Consider the following 19,091-nt stretch of genomic DNA (forward strand, 5'->3'; position numbering starts at 1 on the left):
ATGAAAGTTGATATCGAAAACTGCGCGTCCTTAGCTCAGCTGGATAGAGTACCTGGCTACGAACCAGGCGGTCGGAGGTTCGAATCCTCCAGGACGCGCCATTTACTGAAAAAGCCTCGCAATTGCGAGGCTTTTTTGTATCTGGACATCTAGAACTATAACCTGAGTCGTTAGAGGCGATGCCCTTCTTTTCCAAAAGCGAATATGTGCTTATCTAAGCAATTTGGAATAAAGTTTCTGCTGTAGTTTGTGAATCCATCCTTACTATCTCTCCTGTATATTGATTTCCGTTTCTTTCACTTCAATTGTTTAAATGTAACTTCTTTGTTTTTTATTTGTTTATTAATTGTTATTAAATGACATCCTTTTGTTTTTATTGGCTTTTATGTGTAAATCTCGATTTGGTTTTGAAATCCAAATCGCAGTTTTTATTTATGTCCTCCTTTACTCTGTTCGTAAGGAGATAGCAGATTCGCAGTAATTATTTTGTCATGAACTGTGATCTGGGTAGTGAATAAATAATCATTTATCAGGATTATTACAAACCTTCCTTAAACAAAATTGACAAAATTTAACCAATCGAGATAATCCATTGGTCGGGATTTGAAGCTATTAAAGTCCTGCACGTTGTCAGGATGACAAAGAAAGGAAGCAACATGACTAATATAGGAAGCCTGCTAGTAGATGCGGCCACCCTGATGCTAACGGGGATGGCGGTCGTATTTATTTTCCTCACTATTCTTGTTTATCTCGTTCGGCTAATGTCGAAATTGGTACCAGAAGAAGTACCAGAGCCGATCGCAGCACCAAAAACAAATACTAATATTCAATCAACCTCTTCAGCTGTTAGTCCACAAGTAGTGGCGGCGATCTCGGCTGCGATTCATAAACATCGCGCCTCATTCGCGAAGTAGCCGAACCAGGATTAAAAAGGAGTTTAAGAGCATGTCTAAACCACTAGCTATTACAGATGTGGTCCTTCGTGATGCCCATCAATCACTATTTGCTACGCGTATGCGTATTGAGGATATGCTGCCTATCGCAGCTGAGTTGGATAAGGTTGGTTACTGGTCTCTAGAGACTTGGGGTGGCGCAACGTTTGATTCTTGTATTCGATTCTTAGGGGAAGATCCTTGGGAGCGTTTACGTGAGCTGAAAAAAGCGATGCCTAATACGCCAATGCAAATGCTACTGCGTGGTCAAAACCTTTTAGGATACCGCCATTATGCCGACGACGTAGTAGAGAAGTTCGTTGAACGCGCACATGCTAACGGTATGGACGTGTTCCGTATCTTTGATGCAATGAATGACGTGCGAAACTTCCAGAAGGCCGTTAAAGCAACGGTCGATGTTGGCGCACATGCTCAAGGTACGCTGTCTTACACAACAAGCCCTGTGCATAACGCAGACACTTGGGTTGACTTGGCAAAACGTCTAGAGGATTTAGGTTGTCATTCACTGTGTATTAAAGATATGTCTGGCTTACTCAAGCCTTATGAAGCGGAAGAGCTTATCACGCGTATCAAAGCGTCTTGTGATGTGCCATTAGCACTTCATTGTCACGCGACGACAGGCTTGTCTACTGCGACAGCGGTAAAAGCAGTTGAAGCTGGTATTGATATTCTCGATACAGCGATTTCTTCAATGAGTTGTACCTATGGTCACACACCGACGGAAACGGTAGTCGCGATGCTAGAAGGAACCGAGCGAGATACGAATTTGAAGCTCGAGCAACTAGAACCTATCGCCGCGTATTTCCGTGAAGTACGTAAGAAGTACGCGAAGTGGGAAGGTCAGTTGAAAGGTGTAGACTCTCGCATCCTGATTGCTCAAGTGCCTGGAGGTATGCTGACCAACATGGAAGGCCAGTTGAAAGAACAGGGCGCGGCGGATCGCATTGATGAAGTATTAGAAGAGATCCCTCGTGTTCGCGAAGATCTTGGTTTCATTCCATTGGTGACTCCAACTTCGCAGATCGTCGGAACGCAAGCGGTGATTAACGTGCTTACTGGCGAACGCTATAAGAGTATTACTAAGGAAACCGCTGGTCTATTGAAAGGCGAATACGGTCAAGCGCCAGCCGAGTTAAATGCAGAGCTGCAAGCTAAAGTACTTGATGGCAAAGAGCCTATTACTTGTCGTCCTGCCGATTTGCTTGAGCCTGAAATGGAGACGCTTACTGTTGATCTGATGGAGAAAGCGAAATCAGAAGGTATTAAGCTAGCAAGTGAGCGTGTTGATGATGTACTTACTTATGCGCTTTTCCCTCAAGTTGGTCTCAAGTTCCTTAAGAATCGTGACAACCCAGAAGCATTTGAACCTGCACCAACGCTAGAAGCCGCGAAGCCTGCCGTACCTGCGGCGCAACCAGCAACTGGCGGCGTAGAAACTTATAGCGTACGTGTTGACGGACAGGTGTATGAGGTGGAAGTTGGTCCTCAAGGCGAGCTAACCTCTGTCGCTCCTTCTGCGGCGCCTGCAAAATCGACGGCACCTAGCGCACCTTCTAGCGCTTCTGCTGAAGCGGTGCCTGCTCCTCTTGCCGGTAACATCTTTAAAGTGAATGTTCAGCCTGGCGCTGAAGTGGCTGAAGGCGATGTACTACTGATTCTTGAAGCAATGAAGATGGAAACAGAAGTGCGTGCGGCGCGTGGTGGTGTGGTTCAAGAGTTGAACGTTAAAGAAGGCGATGCTGTCACAGTAGGTGCGCCTCTGTTGAGCCTGGCGTAAGGGAGTATCATGGACGGATTGTTAACCCTTTGGGCAGAAACAGGGATCGCTAACTTCGAGTTCGGCCAAATCTGTATGATGCTGGTTGGTTGTACCTTGCTGTTTTTGGCAATCAAAAAAGGCTTTGAGCCTTTACTGTTATTGCCGATTGGTTTTGGTGCTATCTTGGCGAATATTCCAAATGCTGGCTTTACTGAGCCTGGCGGCTTGCTCTACTACGTTTACTACATTGGGATTGAATCGGGTGTGTTCCCGTTGTTGATCTTCATGGGTGTGGGTGCGATGACCGACTTTGGTGCTTTGATCGCAAACCCAAAAACGTTGTGGCTAGGTGCGGCAGCTCAGTTTGGTATTTTTGCGACATTGTTTGGCGCTATTTTGCTCAACTATGTACCTGGCATGGAGTTCTCCATGGCGGATGCATCGTCTATCGCTATCATCGGTGGTGCGGATGGTCCAACGGCGATTTTCTTAGCAAGTAAGTTATCACCAGACCTGCTTGGTGCGATTGCTGTAGCCGCGTACAGCTACATGGCTTTAGTGCCAATCATTCAGCCGCCAATCATGAAGGCGCTAACCACTAAGGAAGAACGTGAGATTCAAATGGCGCAACTGCGTCACGTGGGTAAATGGGAAAAGGTATTGTTCCCGATGGCAGTATTACTCATGACGATTCTTTTCCTACCTTCAGCAACGCCTCTTGTCGGTATGTTCTGTCTTGGTAACTTAATGCGTGAAGCGGGTGTGGTCGATCGTCTATCGAAAACCGCACAAAATGAGCTGATCAACATCGTGACGATCTTCTTGGGCTTAGGGGTTGGCTCGAAGCTGCAAGCGGATCAATTCCTGAACTTAGAAACATTAGGCATTCTAGGGCTTGGTGCGGTTGCGTTTAGTATTGGCACGGGTGCTGGTGTGCTAATGGCTAAGTTGCTGAACAAGTTCTCAAAAGAAGACATCAACCCACTTATTGGTGCGGCTGGCGTTTCTGCGGTACCAATGGCCGCGCGTGTGGTGAACAAAGTCGGCTTACAAGCTAACCCGCAAAACTTCTTGTTGATGCATGCGATGGGACCAAACGTTGCAGGTGTATTGGGATCAGCGGTTGCCGCTGGTATCTTGCTAGCACTTGTCGGCTAGTCATTACCGAAAATGGAATGATCAACCAATTTACAAAATCACGATTAACTTCGGTTAACAAAATGGTTTATAGTCAAAGGGATGCTTTCGCATCCCTTTTTGTTTTCTTGCAGGGAATGGTTTATGGAACACAAACAGATCGTTATCACTGAATTTGGTGATGCCAACGTACTCGCGATTCAGCATGCTTCTACACCATCACCACAGCCTGGTGAAGTCTTAGTAAAAGTCGCTTTTTCAGGCGTAAATCCTATTGATGTTAAAACTCGAGCCGGACTCGGTTGGGCAGCTGCGCAGAACAAGGATAATTTACCTTGGGTACCAGGTTACGACATCTCAGGAAAAGTCGTGTCCAGTGGAGAGGGGGCGTCGCGTTTTAATGATGGTGATGAGGTGGCTGGATTTATCGGTTTCCCAGTCCGAGGCGGTGGGTACAGTCAGTACGTATGTGTTCCAGAAGCTGAGTTAAGTCATGTTCCCAGTTCAGTTACTTTAGAGGCAGCAGCAGCATTACCGTTGGCTGGCCAAACTGCGGCACAAGCACTCAGCAAAGCCAATGTGACAGAAAACGATCGCGTACTTATCCTCGCTGGAGCCGGTGGCGTTGGACACCTAGCGGTACAAATCGCGATCGCGACGAAAGCGGAAGTCTTTACAACCTGCAGTGAACGAAATTTAGACTACCTGGCTACCCTTGGCGCTCATGCAGTGAACTATCAATTTGCACCAGTGTCAGAACGTGTTGAAGACGTTGATGTTTTGATTGATTTAGTAGGTGGAGATGCCGCGTTAGATGCGCTTAAATGCCTGAAAGACGGTGCGAGAGTCATAACCGTTCCAACCATCACGGCTGAGCTGATTTGTGAAAAAGCCAAACTCCTAGGCTTTGAGGCTAACGGCATGTTGGTTGAGCCAGATCCAGCGCAATTAGATACCTTGTTGTACATGGTTGGCGTTGGTTTACTGAAGACTGAAATTCAACAGGTTTATCCGATGAGCGATGTGATTGCTGCTCACCAGCAAGTTGAATCAGGAAGAACCAGAGGCAAGGTGTTGCTTGATATGACATGCTAGAAGCATTTAATACGAGCTTTGAAAGTTTAGCGCTTTGGTTTTCAGATTCAGCGTTATGGGTGCTTTTCATGACCGGTTTTCTCAGTGCCACTTTGTTACCTGGTGGTTCTGAGGCGGGCTTAGTTGCCACTCTCTCATTAAATCAATATTCCGTTTCGTCAATTATTATGGTCGCCACTATCGGCAATACGCTTGGTGGCTTAACAAATTATTGGCTTGGCTTGTGGATTCCCAACAAAGCGCAAGAAGAAAAGCACGGTCATACCGCATTAAACTGGTTGTCTAAGTATGGCTATTTGGGATTGTTTTTTAGCTGGTTACCCATAATTGGAGACCCGCTGTGTTTAGCCGCAGGGTGGCTGAGAATGAAGCTTCTGCCTTGCGTGATTTTAATATTTTTAGGAAAGGCTGCTAGGTATAGCTTGCTTGCGGCCATCTATCTCGGATTATTTTAAGGAAAGTACATGAAGATGTTTTGGGTTGGCGCGTGCTCACTGTTAGTGATCACGGGCTGTGTATCAAATACGCCAGTTTCATCACTGCCGGAGGGGGTAACTTTCGTCGAGTCATCGAAAGCGGAAGAAGGCAAAGTTAAGATTCCATACCAAAAGTATAAACTTGATAATGGTTTAACGGTGATCTTAGCTCCTGAAGATTCCGACCCATTGGTCCATGTGGATGTGACTTACCATGTTGGTTCGGCTCGTGAAGAAGTGGGTAAGTCTGGTTTTGCGCATTTCTTTGAGCACATGATGTTCCAAGGTTCAGAGAACGTTGGTGACCAAGAGCACTTCAGAATCATCACAGAGGCTGGAGGTACGTTAAATGGTACGACAAACCGTGATCGTACTAACTACTTTGAAACTGTCCCGGCTAACCAGCTAGAGAAAATGCTGTGGTTAGAGTCTGACCGTATGGGCTTTTTGCTGGATGCGGTTTCTCAACGCAAATTTGAAATTCAGCGTTCAACTGTAAAAAATGAGCGAGCTCAGCGTTACGATAATCGTCCTTATGGCTTAATTTGGGAGCGTATGTCTGAAGCGTTATATCCTGAAGGTCATCCGTATTCGTGGCAAACTATTGGTTATGTTGAAGATCTTGATCGTGTTGATGTGAACGATCTCAAAGCGTTTTTCTTACGTTGGTATGGCCCAAACAATGCGACTATCACTATCGGTGGGGACTTAGACGTTGAACAAACTCTTGAGTGGGTAAATAAGTACTTCGGTTCGATTCCTCGTGGGCCAGAGGTTGAAAATGCGCCGAAACAACCTGCAAAACTGCAAGAAGACAAATACATCACGCTAGAAGATCGCATTCAACAACCGATGGTGATGATCGCGTGGCCAACAACTTACAACGGCGAAGAAAGCCAAGCGTCTCTCGATACGCTATCTGAAGTGCTAGGTGGCGGTACAAACAGCGTGCTCTACCAAGACTTAGTCAAGACTCAAAAAGCCGTCGATGCGGGCTCATTCCATGACTGTGCAGAACTGGCGTGTAACTTTTACGTTTATGCAATGGGTGATTCAGGGGACAAAGGCGATCTATCAAAACTGTACGACGAGCTTTTACAGTCACTCAATCAGTTTGCTGAAAAAGGCGTGACAGAAGATCGCCTTGAACAATTGAAGGGTAAGGCGGAAGCGGATGCTATCTTTGCATTAGAAAGTGTTAAAGGCAAAGTAACGCAGTTGGCATCCAACGAGACATTCTTCGGCGATCCAGACCGTCTTGAGCAACAGCTTGAGCAGATCCGCGCAGTGACGCCTGCATCGGTAGAAAAAGCGTATACGGATTTTATCCGAGGTAAGAACAAAGTGACCCTAAGCGTGGTACCAAAAGGAAAAACTGACCTTGTCGTAAAACCAGCGACCTTTGTGACGCCAAAACGTACGCTACCAGAATACGAGAAGATCACTGATGATCAATTGGCGTATCGTCGTGCGACCGATAACTTCGATCGCTCTGTGCAACCGCCTGTAGGGGAGCCAGTGAAAGCGACGATGCCTGAGTTGTACGAGCTTCATTTTAATAATGGCTCGGAGTTGCTTGGCGCGGTTAGCGATGAAACACCAACGGTCATGATGCAGTTTAGTTTACCTGCGGGAACACGTTTTGTTGAAAAGGGCAAAGAAGGTCTTGCCCAATTGACCGCCGCAATGTTGCAAGAAGGCACAACGAAACGTAGTGTCGAAGAGATTCAAGCTGAGCTCGATAAACTAGGTAGTGTCATCTCCGTGAATGCAACGGGCTACACAACAAGCATCAGCGTTTCTGCTTTAGAAAAGAACTTAGAGCCGACGTTGAAAATTGTCGAAGAGATGTTGCTGTCTCCTGCATTTAAGCAAGCAGACTTCGATCGTGTGAAGATGCAAGCGCTAGAAGGTCTTGTGTATGAGCATCAAAACCCAAGTTGGATGGCATCACAAGCGACTCGCCAGGTGCTCTATGGGGACTCTGTTTTTGCTCGACCAAAAGACGGCACGCAAGCAGGGGTAAGTGCACTAACGTTGGATGATGTCCGTGAATTCTACTCGAAGCATTACACGCCACAAAGTGCGCAAATCGTCGTTGTTGGTGACATTGAACAACAGGAAATTGAACAGCAGCTGACGTTCTGGAAAAACTGGCAGGATGAAGCTGCACCATTGTATGCACCGCAAAGCATCGCTGCATTAGGTGAGCAAAAGATCCATCTTGTTGATAAACCAGGTGCACCACAAAGTGTGGTCATGATGGTTCGTCAGGGTATGCCTTACGATGCAACGGGCGATTTTTACCTAAGCCAACTGGCAAACTTCAACTTAGCTGGAAACTTCAATAGCCGCATTAACCAAAACCTACGTGAAGACAAGGGTTACACATACGGCGCTTACGGCTACTTCTCTGGAAATCCAGAAACTGGCTCGGTTGTTTTCACCGCGCAAGTACGAGCGGATGCAACGGTTGCTTCTATCATTGAGATGGAAAATGAGCTAAATGAATACTCGCAGTCAGGAATTACTGATGAAGAGATGAAATTTATGCGTCAAGCGGTCGGTCAAAAAGATGCACTGAAATATGAAACGCCAACACAAAAAGCGGAACTCATCAGTGATATTCTTAAGTACAACCTCGATCAAGATTACTTGCAGCAAAGAAACGCTATCGTAGAAAAAGTCGATAAGCAGACGTTGAATGCACTGGCTCAAAAGTGGTTTGATCCAAATGACTATCAAATTATCGTCGTTGGTGATGCTAAATCACTGCGTCCTCAATTAGAAAAGTTGGGGAAAGACGTAGAAGAGCTTGAAATCATTCGATAGAGTACACATTTAATAGCGGAGAAACGTTTCTCCGCTATTCATCTAGATAAGCGACTTTTCGTGGGTTATTTATCTAGATGCATTAAATATCAATAACTTAGCTTACGCTTGTCCTTTGTGACAAGTGTCCTGCTCCCAATATAAGCGAACCTCATTTTGACTGATTTTGCTGCGCGACTAAAAAAAGTTGCATCAAACCCCGAAGTATTTAAGCAGTTTGGACGCGGTGTTGAGCGAGAAACTTTGCGCTATCGTCAGGATGGACATCTAGCAACAACACCTCATCCAGAGGGGTTAGGCTCTGCGTTCACAAACCAATGGATCACGACAGATTTTTCTGAATCATTGCTAGAATTCATTACGCCTGTGTCACATGAAATTCCAGAACTGATGGCACAACTGAAAGATATCCATCACTTCACGCAGACAAAAATGGGTGAAGAAAAGATGTGGCCTCTTTCTATGCCATGTTATGTCGGCTCGGAAGAGGATATTCAGCTTGCTCAGTACGGCTCTTCGAATGCAGCAAAAATGAAAACCCTGTACCGAGAAGGTCTAAAACGCCGCTATGGCAGCCTGATGCAAATCATTTCAGGTGTGCATTTTAACTTCTCGTTCCCTGAGACATTTTGGGATGCGCTATACGGCGAGCAAGATGAACAAGCCCGCCAAGATGCTAAGTCTGATGCCTACTTTGCGCTGATCCGTAACTATTACCGTTTTGGTTGGATGATTCCGTATTTCTTCGGCGCATCGCCAGCGTTATGCGGCTCTTTTATTCAAGGTCGTGAAACCGATCTGCCATTCGAAAAAATTGGCGGCACTTTGTATTTGCCGAAATCGACGTCTTTGCGTTTGAGCGATCTGGGCTACACCAATAGTGCGCAAAGTGTACTGAAAATTGGCTTTAACAGCATTGATCAGTATCTGGATGGTTTGAGCGATGCGATTCGTCACCCATCAGAAGAGTTTGCGAAAATAGGCGTCAAAGTGGACGGTGAATACCGCCAGCTTAATTCCAATATTTTACAAATTGAGAACGAGCTATACGCTCCAATTCGCCCGAAACGCGTGTCGAAAAGTGGTGAGAAGCCTTCAGATGCGTTACGACGCGGTGGGGTTGAGTACATTGAAGTTCGCTCTCTAGACGTTAACCCATTCAGCGCAGTGGGGTTGGATGAAGAGCAAGTACGATTCCTTGATCTCTTCCTGACTTGGGCAGCCTTGTCAGACTCGGATCCAATGGACAACTGTGAATTAGAGTGTTGGCGCGACAACTGGAACAAAGTCATTGTTTCTGGTCGTGAAAAAGGGCTAATGCTTCAAATTGGTTGCCAAGGTGAACGTCTATCTCTGCAAGATTGGGCGCATCGAGTGTTTGTCGAGCTGCGTCAGATAGCACAGCAAATGGATATGGCTGCTGGTGGCAGTGCATACCAAGATGTGTGTAATAAACTCGGGACATGGATTGATAACCCAGAACTAACGATTTCAGGTCAACTTTTAGAGCTGACGAAAGAGCTTGGTGGGTTAGGTAAAGTCGGCTGTGCGCTTGGCATGAAGTACCGCGAGGAAAATCTAGCTCACGGTTATCAGTACTACTCACAAGATACGATGGAAACGGAAGTGGCGTCGTCAGTAGAAAAGCAAAAGCAAGCGGAACAAAGTGACACGCTATCTTTTGATGATTTTTTGGAAGATTACTTTGCTTATCTGAAGCAGTAGTGAATAGGTAAAGGTTGGGTGGGATTGAACATTAAACCGTTAGTAGTATCGGTACTCGGAAGCATGTTACTTGCAGGTTGTGCCACTGCACCGCCAAAGCAGCAGAATAATTTATGTGAGATATTTCGAGAGAAATCCGGCTGGTATGATGATGCCAAAGATATGGAAGAAAAGTGGGGAACCCCCATTCATGTCGCTATGGCTATCATTAAACAAGAAAGCAGCTTTCGGCACGATGCGAAACCACCCAAAGACTATTTATTGGGATTTATCCCTTGGGGACGAGTTAGCAGTGCGTATGGTTACGCTCAAGCTCAAGATCCTGCTTGGGAAGATTTCCAAGATGCGACGGGTCAGGGCGGTTCTCGTACCAACTTTGATGATTCAATGATGTTTGTCGGTTGGTATACTCACGAAACGAGGCGCCAACTAGGGATTTCGTTATGGGACCCATACAGTCAATATCTGGCTTATCATGAAGGTCGAGGTGGGTACAAGCGAGGTACTTATAAGCGAAAGCCCAGTTTGCTCAAAGTCGCTAGACGTGTTGAACAAACTGCAAAAACTTATGGCTGGCAGCTGAAGCAATGTCGTCAGGAATTGGAAGACAACAGCAGCTGGTTCTTTTAACCTACAGCCTGTTTATGTGCTGTAGGGGGGAATGACATTTATCCAGTACCGAGAGGTATTGGAGTTACAATCAGGAGAGATGTAATGCCTTTACTCGATAGTTTTACTGTGGACCACACTCGCATGAATGCACCGGCAGTGCGAGTGGCGAAGACCATGCAGACCCCAAAAGGGGACACGATTACTGTCTTCGATTTACGCTTTACCGCACCAAACAAAGACATTCTTTCTGAAAAAGGTATCCATACACTAGAGCACCTTTATGCAGGTTTTATGCGCAATCACCTAAACAGCGATTCTGTTGAGATCATCGATATTTCGCCTATGGGTTGCCGCACCGGCTTTTACATGAGCCTGATCGGCACTCCATCAGAGCAGCAAGTAGCGGATGCTTGGATTGCGGCAATGGAAGACGTGCTAAAGGTAGAAAGCCAGAGCAAGATCCCTGAACTCAACGAATACCAATGTGGTACGGCAGCGATGCACTCTTTAGAAGAAGCACAACAAATCGCGAAGAGCATTTTGGATGCTGGTGTATCGGTGAACAAAAATGATGAACTTGCTTTGCCTGAATCGATGCTAAAAGAGCTGCGCATCGACTAGTTGCTAAAAACTTATCAAGAAGCATATTTATCCAGAACTAAAAAGAGCCTGACATGATCAGGCTCTTTTCTTTTTATTTCTTATCTTGAGTTGTAGATAGGAGCTATTTTTTCTTTTTAGGATAAACACGAACGAGCTTGATGCGGTTTTCTTCAATCTCAACAAGCTCCATTGGATGACCAGCCACTCTCACGCTTAAATGGCTCTCTGGAATATCTTCCAGGTGCTCCAAAATAAGACCGTTTAACGTTCTTGGGCCATCCGTTGGTAAATCCCATTTCAGGCCTTTGTTGATATCTCGGATATTGGTGCTGCCTTCAATGAGGAAGCTTCCGTCACCTTGAGGACTGATTTCATCAGAAAGGCTTGGAGAAATCGAGGTCGTGAATTCGCCAATGATCTCTTCCAGAATATCTTCCAATGTCACCAATCCAATAATGTCGCCATACTCATCAACAATCAGACCAATACGCTGTTTGTTGCGTTGGAACTTTAACATTTGCACGTTCAGTGGCGTACCTTCCGGGATGTAATAGACTTCATCCGCAGCACGTAATAGCGTCTCTTTATTGAACTCGTTTTTTTCCAGCATCAGGCGGTAAGCTTCACGCAGGCGCAGCATGCCAACCACTTCATCAATTTGGTCACGATAAAAAACAATGCGTCCATGTGGTGAGTGGGTAAGCTGACGAACGATGGATTTCCAGTCATCATTAATATCGATACCGGTAATCTCATTGCGTGGCACCATGATGTCGTTCACAGTGACGTGCTCAAGATCCAAAATAGATACCAACATGTCTTGGTGTCGGCGAGGGATCAATCCGCCAGCTTCGTTTACTACGGTACGCAGCTCATCGGAACTAAGATGGTCTTCTACTGAGTGATCGGCTTTTACGCCAAGTAAACGAATAAAGCCATTCGTAATAAAGTTAACGAGCATCACCAAAGGCGATAGTAACTTCATCAATATGGTCAGTAGGATACTGCTCGCGTAAGACACGCGTTCAGGGTACAGCGCTGCAATTGTTTTTGGGGTAACTTCAGCAAAAACCAATACAACCATAGTCAGTGCACCGGTTGCGATAGCGACACCTAAATCACCATACAAACGCATACCAATAATGGTCGCGATGGCGGACGCGAGAATATTAACGAGGTTGTTGCCGATAAGAATAAGACCAATCAAACGATCTGGACGGTCTAATAGCCTTTCGACTCGCTTAGCGCCTTTATGCCCATTTTTGGCTAAGTGCTTTAAGCGATAACGGTTCAGAGACATCATCCCTGTTTCTGAGCCGGAAAAGTAACCTGATATGACGATAAGACACGCGAGTAGCGCAAACAAGATACCCGTAGAGATGTCGTCCAAAACGTTGCTGTTCCTTGTAAGTATTGGGTTATATAACGGTTGAGTAAGTCCGTTAAGTCAAAGGGTTAAGGCGTACTGTATTTTATCTAGCCTAAAATATAAAGGATAGGAGCCCTAGAGCTCCTTAATTCAAGATGATTTCTTTCACAAAGCGACTGCCAAAATACGCCAGAGTTAACAGCGTTGCCCCTGCGACAGCGAACCAAGTAACTTTTCTACCACGCCAACCTTTTTGATAATGACCCCAAAGCAGTATTGAGTACACAATCCAAGCGATGAAAGAAAGAATGCCTTTATGCGCTTTACCTTGAGCAAACATATCCTGCACAAAGACAAAGCCAGTAATGAGCGTGCCAGTTAACAATAAGTTACCGATCAAAATGATTTTGAATAGCTGACGCTCTACCATTAATAAAGGCGGCAGGTTTGGGTTAATCGCCAAAGATTTTTTTGTTTTCAGTTTGTGATCCAACCAAGCCAGCTGAAGTGCGTAGAGTGCACCGATAGTTAAAGTTGCGTATGAGAACAGCGCAAAAGAAATGTGAATGAGTAGCTTAGGGTCATTCTCTAGGTGCTTGATAAACGTGCTTGGCAAAAATGTGGCAGCAGATAAATTGATGGCAGCAAAGCTATAAACGACAGGCAATAAAAACCACAATCGATTTTTCAACATAGCAAGGCTCATGACCAGAGAAATAATAAAACTGATCAAAGAGGCTACGTTTAGAATACTAAGGTTTTGACCTGAACCATCAAAAATCAGATCACTCAAAATCCACGCATGAAAAACAAGCGCACAGGCAGCACTAGCAAACACTGTTTTTGCTTTGATTCCTGACTGCTGTGAGAGTCCGGGTATGATGGTCGCAATCGCCAAAACATAAAGTATGGCGGCCGCGATGGCTATTAAGCTATCCATGAATCCTAAATATTATTGTGCACAATGAGGAAATTATACCTTGCATTACACTTTGGGGCTACGTTATATCCGACATCAATCGTGAGAGATGAGATATTGAAATTAATAAGTTACCGCACCATATAGAAATAGAGACAAGAATAGAGCAGCGGTACGGGTATGACTCAGACCTTGGCTAATGTATACTCACACTAATTAATCGCCATTTTAGCGAAGAGACAAAGATGTTTGAGAATTTAACGGATCGATTATCCAAAACGCTGAAAAATATCAGTGGCAAAGGTCGTCTGACCGAAGACAACATTAAAGAGACCCTACGTGAAGTACGAATGGCCTTACTTGAAGCTGACGTTGCGCTTCCGGTTGTTCGTGAATTTGTTAACCGCGTTAAAGAAAAAGCGGTAGGTGTAGAAGTTTCTAAATCTCTGACTCCTGGTCAGGAATTTATCAAGATCGTTCAAACAGAACTTGAAGCCGTAATGGGTGAGTCGAATGAGGCGCTAAACCTTGCCGCTCAACCACCTGCTGTGCTTCTTATGGCGGGTCTACAAGGTGCGGGTAAAACCACATCGGTAGGTAAGCTATCTAAGCTTTTAAAAGAACGTGACAAGAAGAAAGTCTTGGTTGTGTCTGCCGACGTTTACCGCCCTGCTGCAATTAAGCAGCTTGAAACGCTGGCATCAGACATCGGTGTTGACTTCTTCCCATCATCACCAGACCAGAAGCCTATTGATATCGCCAATGCAGCGATTGACCATGCGAAGAAAAAATTCTACGACGTATTGATTGTCGATACCGCAGGTCGCTTGGCGATTGATGAAGAGATGATGGGGGAGATCAAAGATCTTCACGCAGCTATCAACCCAGTAGAAACGCTATTTGTTGTTGACGCTATGACGGGTCAAGACGCAGCAAATACAGCAAAAGCCTTTGGCGATGCGCTACCTCTTACCGGTGTGGTTCTAACTAAAGTTGATGGTGATGCTCGTGGTGGTGCGGCACTGTCAGTACGCCATGTAACGGGCAAACCAATCAAATTCTTGGGTGTCGGTGAAAAAACTGACGCGCTAGAACCGTTCCATCCAGATCGTGTTGCTTCACGTATTCTTGGTATGGGTGACGTTCTGTCTTTAATTGAAGACCTACAACGCAACGTTGACCAAGAAAAAGCAGAAAAGCTGGCGAAGAAGTTCAAAGAGAAGAAAGGTTTCGACCTTGAAGATTTCCGTGAACAGCTAGGCCAGATGCAAAACATGGGCGGCATGATGGGCATGATGGATAAGCTTCCTGGCATGTCTCAGCTACCAGACAATGTGAAAGACAAAGTCGATGACAAGATGTTCAAACAGATGGAAGCGATCATCAGCTCCATGACAATGAAAGAACGTCAACGCCCAGAGATTATCAAAGGCTCGCGCAAGAAGCGTATTGCGGCTGGTTCTGGTGTGCAGGTTCAAGACGTAAACCGCTTACTGAAACAGTTCACCCAAATGCAGAAGATGATGAAAAAGATGCAAAAAGGTGGCATGAAAGGCATGATGCGCAACATGCAAGGCATGATGGGCGGCATGGGTGGAGGCGGTGGCTTCAACCCATTTGGTCGTTAATTAATCGATCACGCATAGATTCAGGGTGTTAGGTACGTCACAAACTTTAAATTCAATTTATGTTGGTGAAAAAGTAACTAAACTCCTTGCATTGCTCCGGGAGAAGAGTAAAATTCCGGAGCTTTATTTTGGCACGAGACCCCAAACTATTTAATTTCTTGAATGGTTTTTGGGGTTAATTTTATTTTTGAGAAAGCAAAGAGGACGACATGGTAACCATTCGTTTGGCACGTCACGGCGCTAAAAAGCGTCCATTTTATCAAATCGTAGTAGCGGACAGCCGCAACGCTGCAACTGGCCGTTTCATCGAGAAAGTTGGTTTCTTCAACCCAACTGCTAAAGGTCAAGAAGAAGGTCTACGTCTAGACCTAGACCGCGTTAACCACTGGGTTGGTCAAGGCGCGTCTGTATCTGACCGCGTTGCTAAGCTAGTTAAAGACGCTCAAAAAGCGGCTTAATTTTTTACTTGAAAAGTAGAAACTAGTTTATGTCGATGAAAGGTAAAGAAACAATGAGCAACGAAAAGATTGTTGTAGGCAAGTTTGGTGCTACTTACGGCATTCGAGGTTGGCTTAAGGTTTTTTCCTACACAGACAATGCTGAAAGCATTTTCGATTACAGCCCTTGGTACATTAACCAAAAGGGTAAGTGGGTTGAGTACAAAGTAGAAAGCTGGAAGCGCCATAACAAAGGTATGGTGGCTAAGCTGGAAGGCATGGATGTTCGTGAAGACGCGCATCTAATGACGAACTTTGAAATTGCTATTGACCCTGCGGTACTGCCTGAATTGTCAGAAGATGAGTTCTACTGGCGCGAATTGTTTGGGATGCAAGTTGTAACCACTAAAGGTTACGATCTAGGTGTCGTTACTGACATGCTAGAAACTGGCTCAAACGATGTTCTGGTTGTTAAAGCAAATCTTAAAGATGCTTTCGGGCAGAAGGAACGATTAATCCCGTTCCTTGAAGAGCAAGTGATCATTAATGTTGATCGCGAAGCTCAACGGATCGAAGTTGACTGGGATCCTGGATTCTAATCTCCAAAATTACAGAGCGAGATAAACATGTGGGTTGGCGTTATTAGCCTTTTTCCAGAAATGTTCCGTTCTGTTACTGATTTTGGAGTAACAGGTCAAGCGGTTAAAAAAGGTCTTTTGTCGATTGAGACTTGGAATCCTAGAGATTTTACTCACGACAAACATCGCACAGTCGATGACCGACCTTACGGTGGTGGCCCTGGTATGTTAATGATGGTTCAGCCTTTGCGCGATGCCATTCATACCGCGAAAGCAGCCTCACCGGGCAAGACGAAAGTCATCTACCTTTCTCCTCAAGGTCGCAAGCTCGACCAGAAAGGAGTAGAAGAACTGGCAACAAATGAGAACTTGCTTCTGATTTGTGGTCGTTATGAAGGGGTAGATGAGCGCATCATTCAATCTGAAGTTGACGAAGAATGGTCGATTGGTGATTTTGTGATGACGGGTGGTGAGATACCAGCCATGACGTTAATCGACTCTGTCTCTCGGTTTGTTCCGGGTGTACTAGGGGATTTCGCGTCAGCAGAAGAAGACTCTTTTGCAAATGGCTTGTTAGATTGCCCTCACTATACGCGTCCTGAAGTGTTGGATGACAAAGAAGTGCCAGCGGTACTGATGTCAGGCAATCACAAGGACATTCGTCAATGGCGACTAAAACAGTCGCTGGGCCGAACTTGGCTTAGAAGACCAGAGCTCCTGGAAAACCTAGCTCTGACTGACGAACAGGAACAATTACTTGCTGAGTTCATTAGTGAACATAACGCAAAGTAACCTAATTTATTTAGTATCAGTTTATTCTAGGAATTTAAAAAATGAGTAACATCATCAAAGCTCTTGAAGAAGAGCAAATGAAATCAGACCTACCTAAATTTGCACCAGGTGACACTGTTGTAGTTCAAGTTAAGGTAAAAGAAGGTGACCGTGAGCGTCTACAGGCTTTCGAAGGCGTTGTAATCGCAATCCGTAACCGTGGTCTACACTCTGCTTTCACTGTACGTAAAATCTCTAACGGTGAAGGTGTTGAGCGTACGTTCCAAACACACTCTCCAATCGTTGATAGCATCGAAGTTAAACGCCGTGGTGCAGTACGTCGTGCCAAGTTGTACTACCTACGTGAGCGTTCTGGTAAGTCTGCTCGTATCAAAGAGAAACTTGCTAAGAAGTAATGCTATAACTAGCGTTCTCATCTTAAACGGAGTCCTTTTAGGGCTCCGTTTTTTTATTTGTGTAATTAGCTTGTTCGTTTTTTTTTTCACCCGACTTGTATTGTCGATGCTCATGCACTGGCATACACTCCGCGCCTCTGCCTCTGCCTCTGCCTCTGCCTTGATGTGAGTAGATTCCTGATGTCACTATGGCTCCTCGGAATGACGGAAAATGATGGTCAAAGATTACGGAGTACCGCGGTTAAAACTCGTCATTCTGAATAGCGACAAAGGAGCGTGATTCAGAATCTACTCGCAGAGAGCGCTCGTGTTTAAGCTGTCAGCTTTAGATACATCCTTGCGGTTAGTAGATTCCTTGATGTCGCTATGGCTCCTCGGAATGACGGGAAATGATGGTCAAATATTACAGGGTACCGCGGTTAAAAGTCGTCATTCTGAACAGCGACGAAGGAGCGTGATTCAGAACCTACTAGTCGAAAATGCAAGTGTTTAAGTTGCTAGCTTCATCCTTGCTGTGAGTAGATTCCTGAGTCGCTATGGCTCCTCGGAATGACGGCAAATGATGACCAAAGATTACAGGGCTCCGCGGTTAAAATTCGTCACTCTGGACAGCGACGAAAGAGCGTGATTCAGACTTCCCAAGAAGGAGCCTAGGATATTCCTTTACCCTAGTGCCTCAATTAATACTGGTCTTCAGACCAGCCATCACTGTCGGACATATCGGGGGCGCCTGGGATGGTGTTTTCTTCATCTGCCCATTCACCAAAATCAATCATTTGGCATTGTTTACTGCAGAAAGGGCGATGAGGACTTTGTTCTCCCCATTCTACGTCGGCGCCACATTGTGGGCATTGAACGATGGTAATTTTAGACATAGTTGAGCGTCCCATTACTAATTGGTGTTAAAAGGTAGTATACCTAAATGAATTCAAGATGGCTTATTCAACGCGCTATTGCTGCTACGAAATTTTATTCAATATAAGCGCAATAAAGCGTTGAATTTTAGATTGTGGGGGTGAGGCTTAGTGTCGTCTTAGCTGCACACAGCAAGTTCAAACTCAATATCTTGTGTGCACGCTTGACCGTTTTCAAACGACATAAACTTGATCGCAAAGCGGTTTTTATGGCCAGAAATCATAGGATAAACGCCATATTCCATTGGGATGTGAAGTCTTAGAATATTAGCTTCATCAGCGTCACTTTGGAAGAAACCCGCACGACCGATTTGAGCTTTAAAATGTCCGGTCTCTCTGGTGAGTTTCAACCATAGCGAAAGCGCATCAGATAAGGGCTTTAAGCTTACTTGCCACTGCTGTGCATCATGCTTTTTATGTTCAATGGGTAGATGAAGCCAGTAATGTAACGCTGGCAAATCAAAACAACATGAACCCCCCGGTAGATTAAAGCGTTGGCGGATAGAGCTTAGGAAGCGATCTTCTTTTAGTGCTTGACCAAAACGCTCTGCACCCATCAGTTGGCTATGAACGACATCTATCTCTTGTAGTAGGGTATTTAATGCGTCTTGATCGACGCCATCAACATTTAGCCAATGGCGGTACGACAGTCGTTGTTTCTCTAAATCTTTGGCCAGTTCACTTTTCAGCTGGATCTGTTCGAAGATTTCAACCATATCGAATAACGCACGGAAAAACAGTTGGTACTGGTGATTTTCGCTAAACCCAGAGGCCAAGTGAGCCTGACGCAGCAGAGACTCCACTCTTAGATAAATACGAGTTTTCTCATTTAACGGATGTTCAAATTTGTGCGTGGTCATCGACATA

18 protein-coding genes and 1 tRNA gene are annotated in these 19,091 nt (G+C 45.2%); 15 read left to right on the forward strand and 4 right to left on the reverse strand.

The genetic code is table 11. The features are described from left to right. Nucleotides 1-24: 24 nt before the first annotated feature. From MTR11_RS18155 to luxS, 10 genes are all read left to right on the forward strand, one after another. Nucleotides 25-101, forward strand: a tRNA-Arg gene (locus MTR11_RS18155). A gap of 555 nt (nucleotides 102-656) precedes the next feature. After that, nucleotides 657-914, forward strand: a complete 258-nt coding sequence (locus tag MTR11_RS18160) for an oxaloacetate decarboxylase subunit gamma (RefSeq protein WP_005379932.1) — start codon at nucleotides 657-659, stop codon at nucleotides 912-914. 31 nt (nucleotides 915-945) lie between these two features. Beyond that, nucleotides 946-2,730 carry a sodium-extruding oxaloacetate decarboxylase subunit alpha gene (gene oadA, locus MTR11_RS18165; RefSeq protein WP_109169452.1) on the forward strand — a complete coding sequence of 595 codons (1,785 nt, stop codon included), beginning with the start codon at nucleotides 946-948 and terminating at the stop codon, nucleotides 2,728-2,730. A gap of 9 nt (nucleotides 2,731-2,739) precedes the next feature. Next, nucleotides 2,740-3,870: a sodium ion-translocating decarboxylase subunit beta gene (locus MTR11_RS18170; RefSeq protein WP_005396706.1), complete on the forward strand. Its 1,131-nt coding sequence runs from the start codon at nucleotides 2,740-2,742 to the stop codon at nucleotides 3,868-3,870. A gap of 123 nt (nucleotides 3,871-3,993) precedes the next feature. Beyond that, a complete protein-coding gene (locus tag MTR11_RS18175; RefSeq protein ID WP_243328163.1) occupies nucleotides 3,994-4,944 on the forward strand; it encodes an NADP-dependent oxidoreductase in 951 nt (316 codons plus the stop codon). Further along, complete coding sequence (locus tag MTR11_RS18180; RefSeq protein WP_047008984.1) at nucleotides 4,938-5,399, forward strand: YqaA family protein; 462 nt, start codon at nucleotides 4,938-4,940, stop codon at nucleotides 5,397-5,399. The genes MTR11_RS18175 and MTR11_RS18180 overlap by 7 nt, the downstream gene beginning before the upstream one ends. A 9-nt stretch (nucleotides 5,400-5,408) precedes the next feature. After that, nucleotides 5,409-8,252: a M16 family metallopeptidase gene (locus tag MTR11_RS18185; RefSeq protein ID WP_243328164.1), complete on the forward strand. Its 2,844-nt coding sequence runs from the start codon at nucleotides 5,409-5,411 to the stop codon at nucleotides 8,250-8,252. Between the two features lie 156 nt (nucleotides 8,253-8,408). Next, nucleotides 8,409-9,977 carry a glutamate--cysteine ligase gene (gene gshA / locus MTR11_RS18190; RefSeq protein ID WP_085342644.1) on the forward strand — a complete coding sequence of 523 codons (1,569 nt, stop codon included), beginning with the start codon at nucleotides 8,409-8,411 and terminating at the stop codon, nucleotides 9,975-9,977. 24 nt (nucleotides 9,978-10,001) lie between these two features. After that, nucleotides 10,002-10,607 carry a hypothetical protein gene (locus MTR11_RS18195; RefSeq protein ID WP_170891673.1) on the forward strand — a complete coding sequence of 202 codons (606 nt, stop codon included), beginning with the start codon at nucleotides 10,002-10,004 and terminating at the stop codon, nucleotides 10,605-10,607. Between the two features lie 84 nt (nucleotides 10,608-10,691). Next, the gene (luxS, locus tag MTR11_RS18200; RefSeq protein WP_048625973.1) at nucleotides 10,692-11,210 is read left to right on the forward strand and encodes an S-ribosylhomocysteine lyase; all 519 of its coding nucleotides are present in this window, start codon (nucleotides 10,692-10,694) and stop codon (nucleotides 11,208-11,210) included. Between the two features lie 103 nt (nucleotides 11,211-11,313). Here luxS and MTR11_RS18205 read toward each other — a convergent pair whose 3' ends face one another. Together MTR11_RS18205 and MTR11_RS18210 are read right to left on the reverse strand one after the other, a co-directional pair. Then, on the reverse strand, nucleotides 11,314-12,582 hold the full coding sequence (locus MTR11_RS18205) for an HlyC/CorC family transporter (protein WP_005396696.1): 1,269 nt from the start codon (nucleotides 12,580-12,582) through the stop codon (nucleotides 11,314-11,316). A gap of 124 nt (nucleotides 12,583-12,706) precedes the next feature. After that, on the reverse strand, nucleotides 12,707-13,501 hold the full coding sequence (locus MTR11_RS18210; protein ID WP_005396694.1) for an inner membrane protein YpjD: 795 nt from the start codon (nucleotides 13,499-13,501) through the stop codon (nucleotides 12,707-12,709). 224 nt (nucleotides 13,502-13,725) lie between these two features. Here MTR11_RS18210 and ffh point away from each other — a divergent pair, with 224 nt between their 5' ends. The 5 genes from ffh to rplS all read left to right on the forward strand — a co-directional run bounded on the left by ffh (nucleotide 13,726) and on the right by rplS (nucleotide 17,310). Then, nucleotides 13,726-15,108, forward strand: coding sequence for a signal recognition particle protein (gene ffh / locus MTR11_RS18215; RefSeq protein WP_005385423.1), 1,383 nt, complete (start codon nucleotides 13,726-13,728; stop codon nucleotides 15,106-15,108). Nucleotides 15,109-15,317: 209 nt separating this feature from the next. Beyond that, complete coding sequence (rpsP, locus tag MTR11_RS18220) at nucleotides 15,318-15,566, forward strand: 30S ribosomal protein S16 (protein WP_005379962.1); 249 nt, start codon at nucleotides 15,318-15,320, stop codon at nucleotides 15,564-15,566. Between the two features lie 29 nt (nucleotides 15,567-15,595). After that, nucleotides 15,596-16,144 carry a ribosome maturation factor RimM gene (gene rimM, locus MTR11_RS18225; RefSeq protein ID WP_005379964.1) on the forward strand — a complete coding sequence of 183 codons (549 nt, stop codon included), beginning with the start codon at nucleotides 15,596-15,598 and terminating at the stop codon, nucleotides 16,142-16,144. A 27-nt stretch (nucleotides 16,145-16,171) separates the two neighbouring features. Beyond that, a complete protein-coding gene (gene trmD, locus MTR11_RS18230; protein WP_005425529.1) occupies nucleotides 16,172-16,915 on the forward strand; it encodes a tRNA (guanosine(37)-N1)-methyltransferase TrmD in 744 nt (247 codons plus the stop codon). A 41-nt stretch (nucleotides 16,916-16,956) separates the two neighbouring features. Continuing rightward, nucleotides 16,957-17,310 carry a 50S ribosomal protein L19 gene (rplS, locus tag MTR11_RS18235; protein ID WP_005379971.1) on the forward strand — a complete coding sequence of 118 codons (354 nt, stop codon included), beginning with the start codon at nucleotides 16,957-16,959 and terminating at the stop codon, nucleotides 17,308-17,310. A gap of 680 nt (nucleotides 17,311-17,990) precedes the next feature. Here rplS and yacG read toward each other — a convergent pair. Then, nucleotides 17,991-18,185: a DNA gyrase inhibitor YacG gene (gene yacG / locus MTR11_RS18240; protein WP_005396692.1), complete on the reverse strand. Its 195-nt coding sequence runs from the start codon at nucleotides 18,183-18,185 to the stop codon at nucleotides 17,991-17,993. Nucleotides 18,186-18,343: 158 nt separating this feature from the next. Continuing rightward, nucleotides 18,344-19,084 (reverse strand): cell division protein ZapD, encoded by a 741-nt coding sequence (zapD, locus tag MTR11_RS18245; RefSeq protein WP_243328165.1) that lies wholly within the window; start codon nucleotides 19,082-19,084, stop codon nucleotides 18,344-18,346. Between the last annotated feature and the right edge of the window lie 7 nt (nucleotides 19,085-19,091).

The organism is Vibrio sp. CCB-PB317 (assembly GCF_022808245.1).
GTDB classification, from domain to species: Bacteria; Pseudomonadota; Gammaproteobacteria; order Enterobacterales; family Vibrionaceae; genus Vibrio; species Vibrio diabolicus.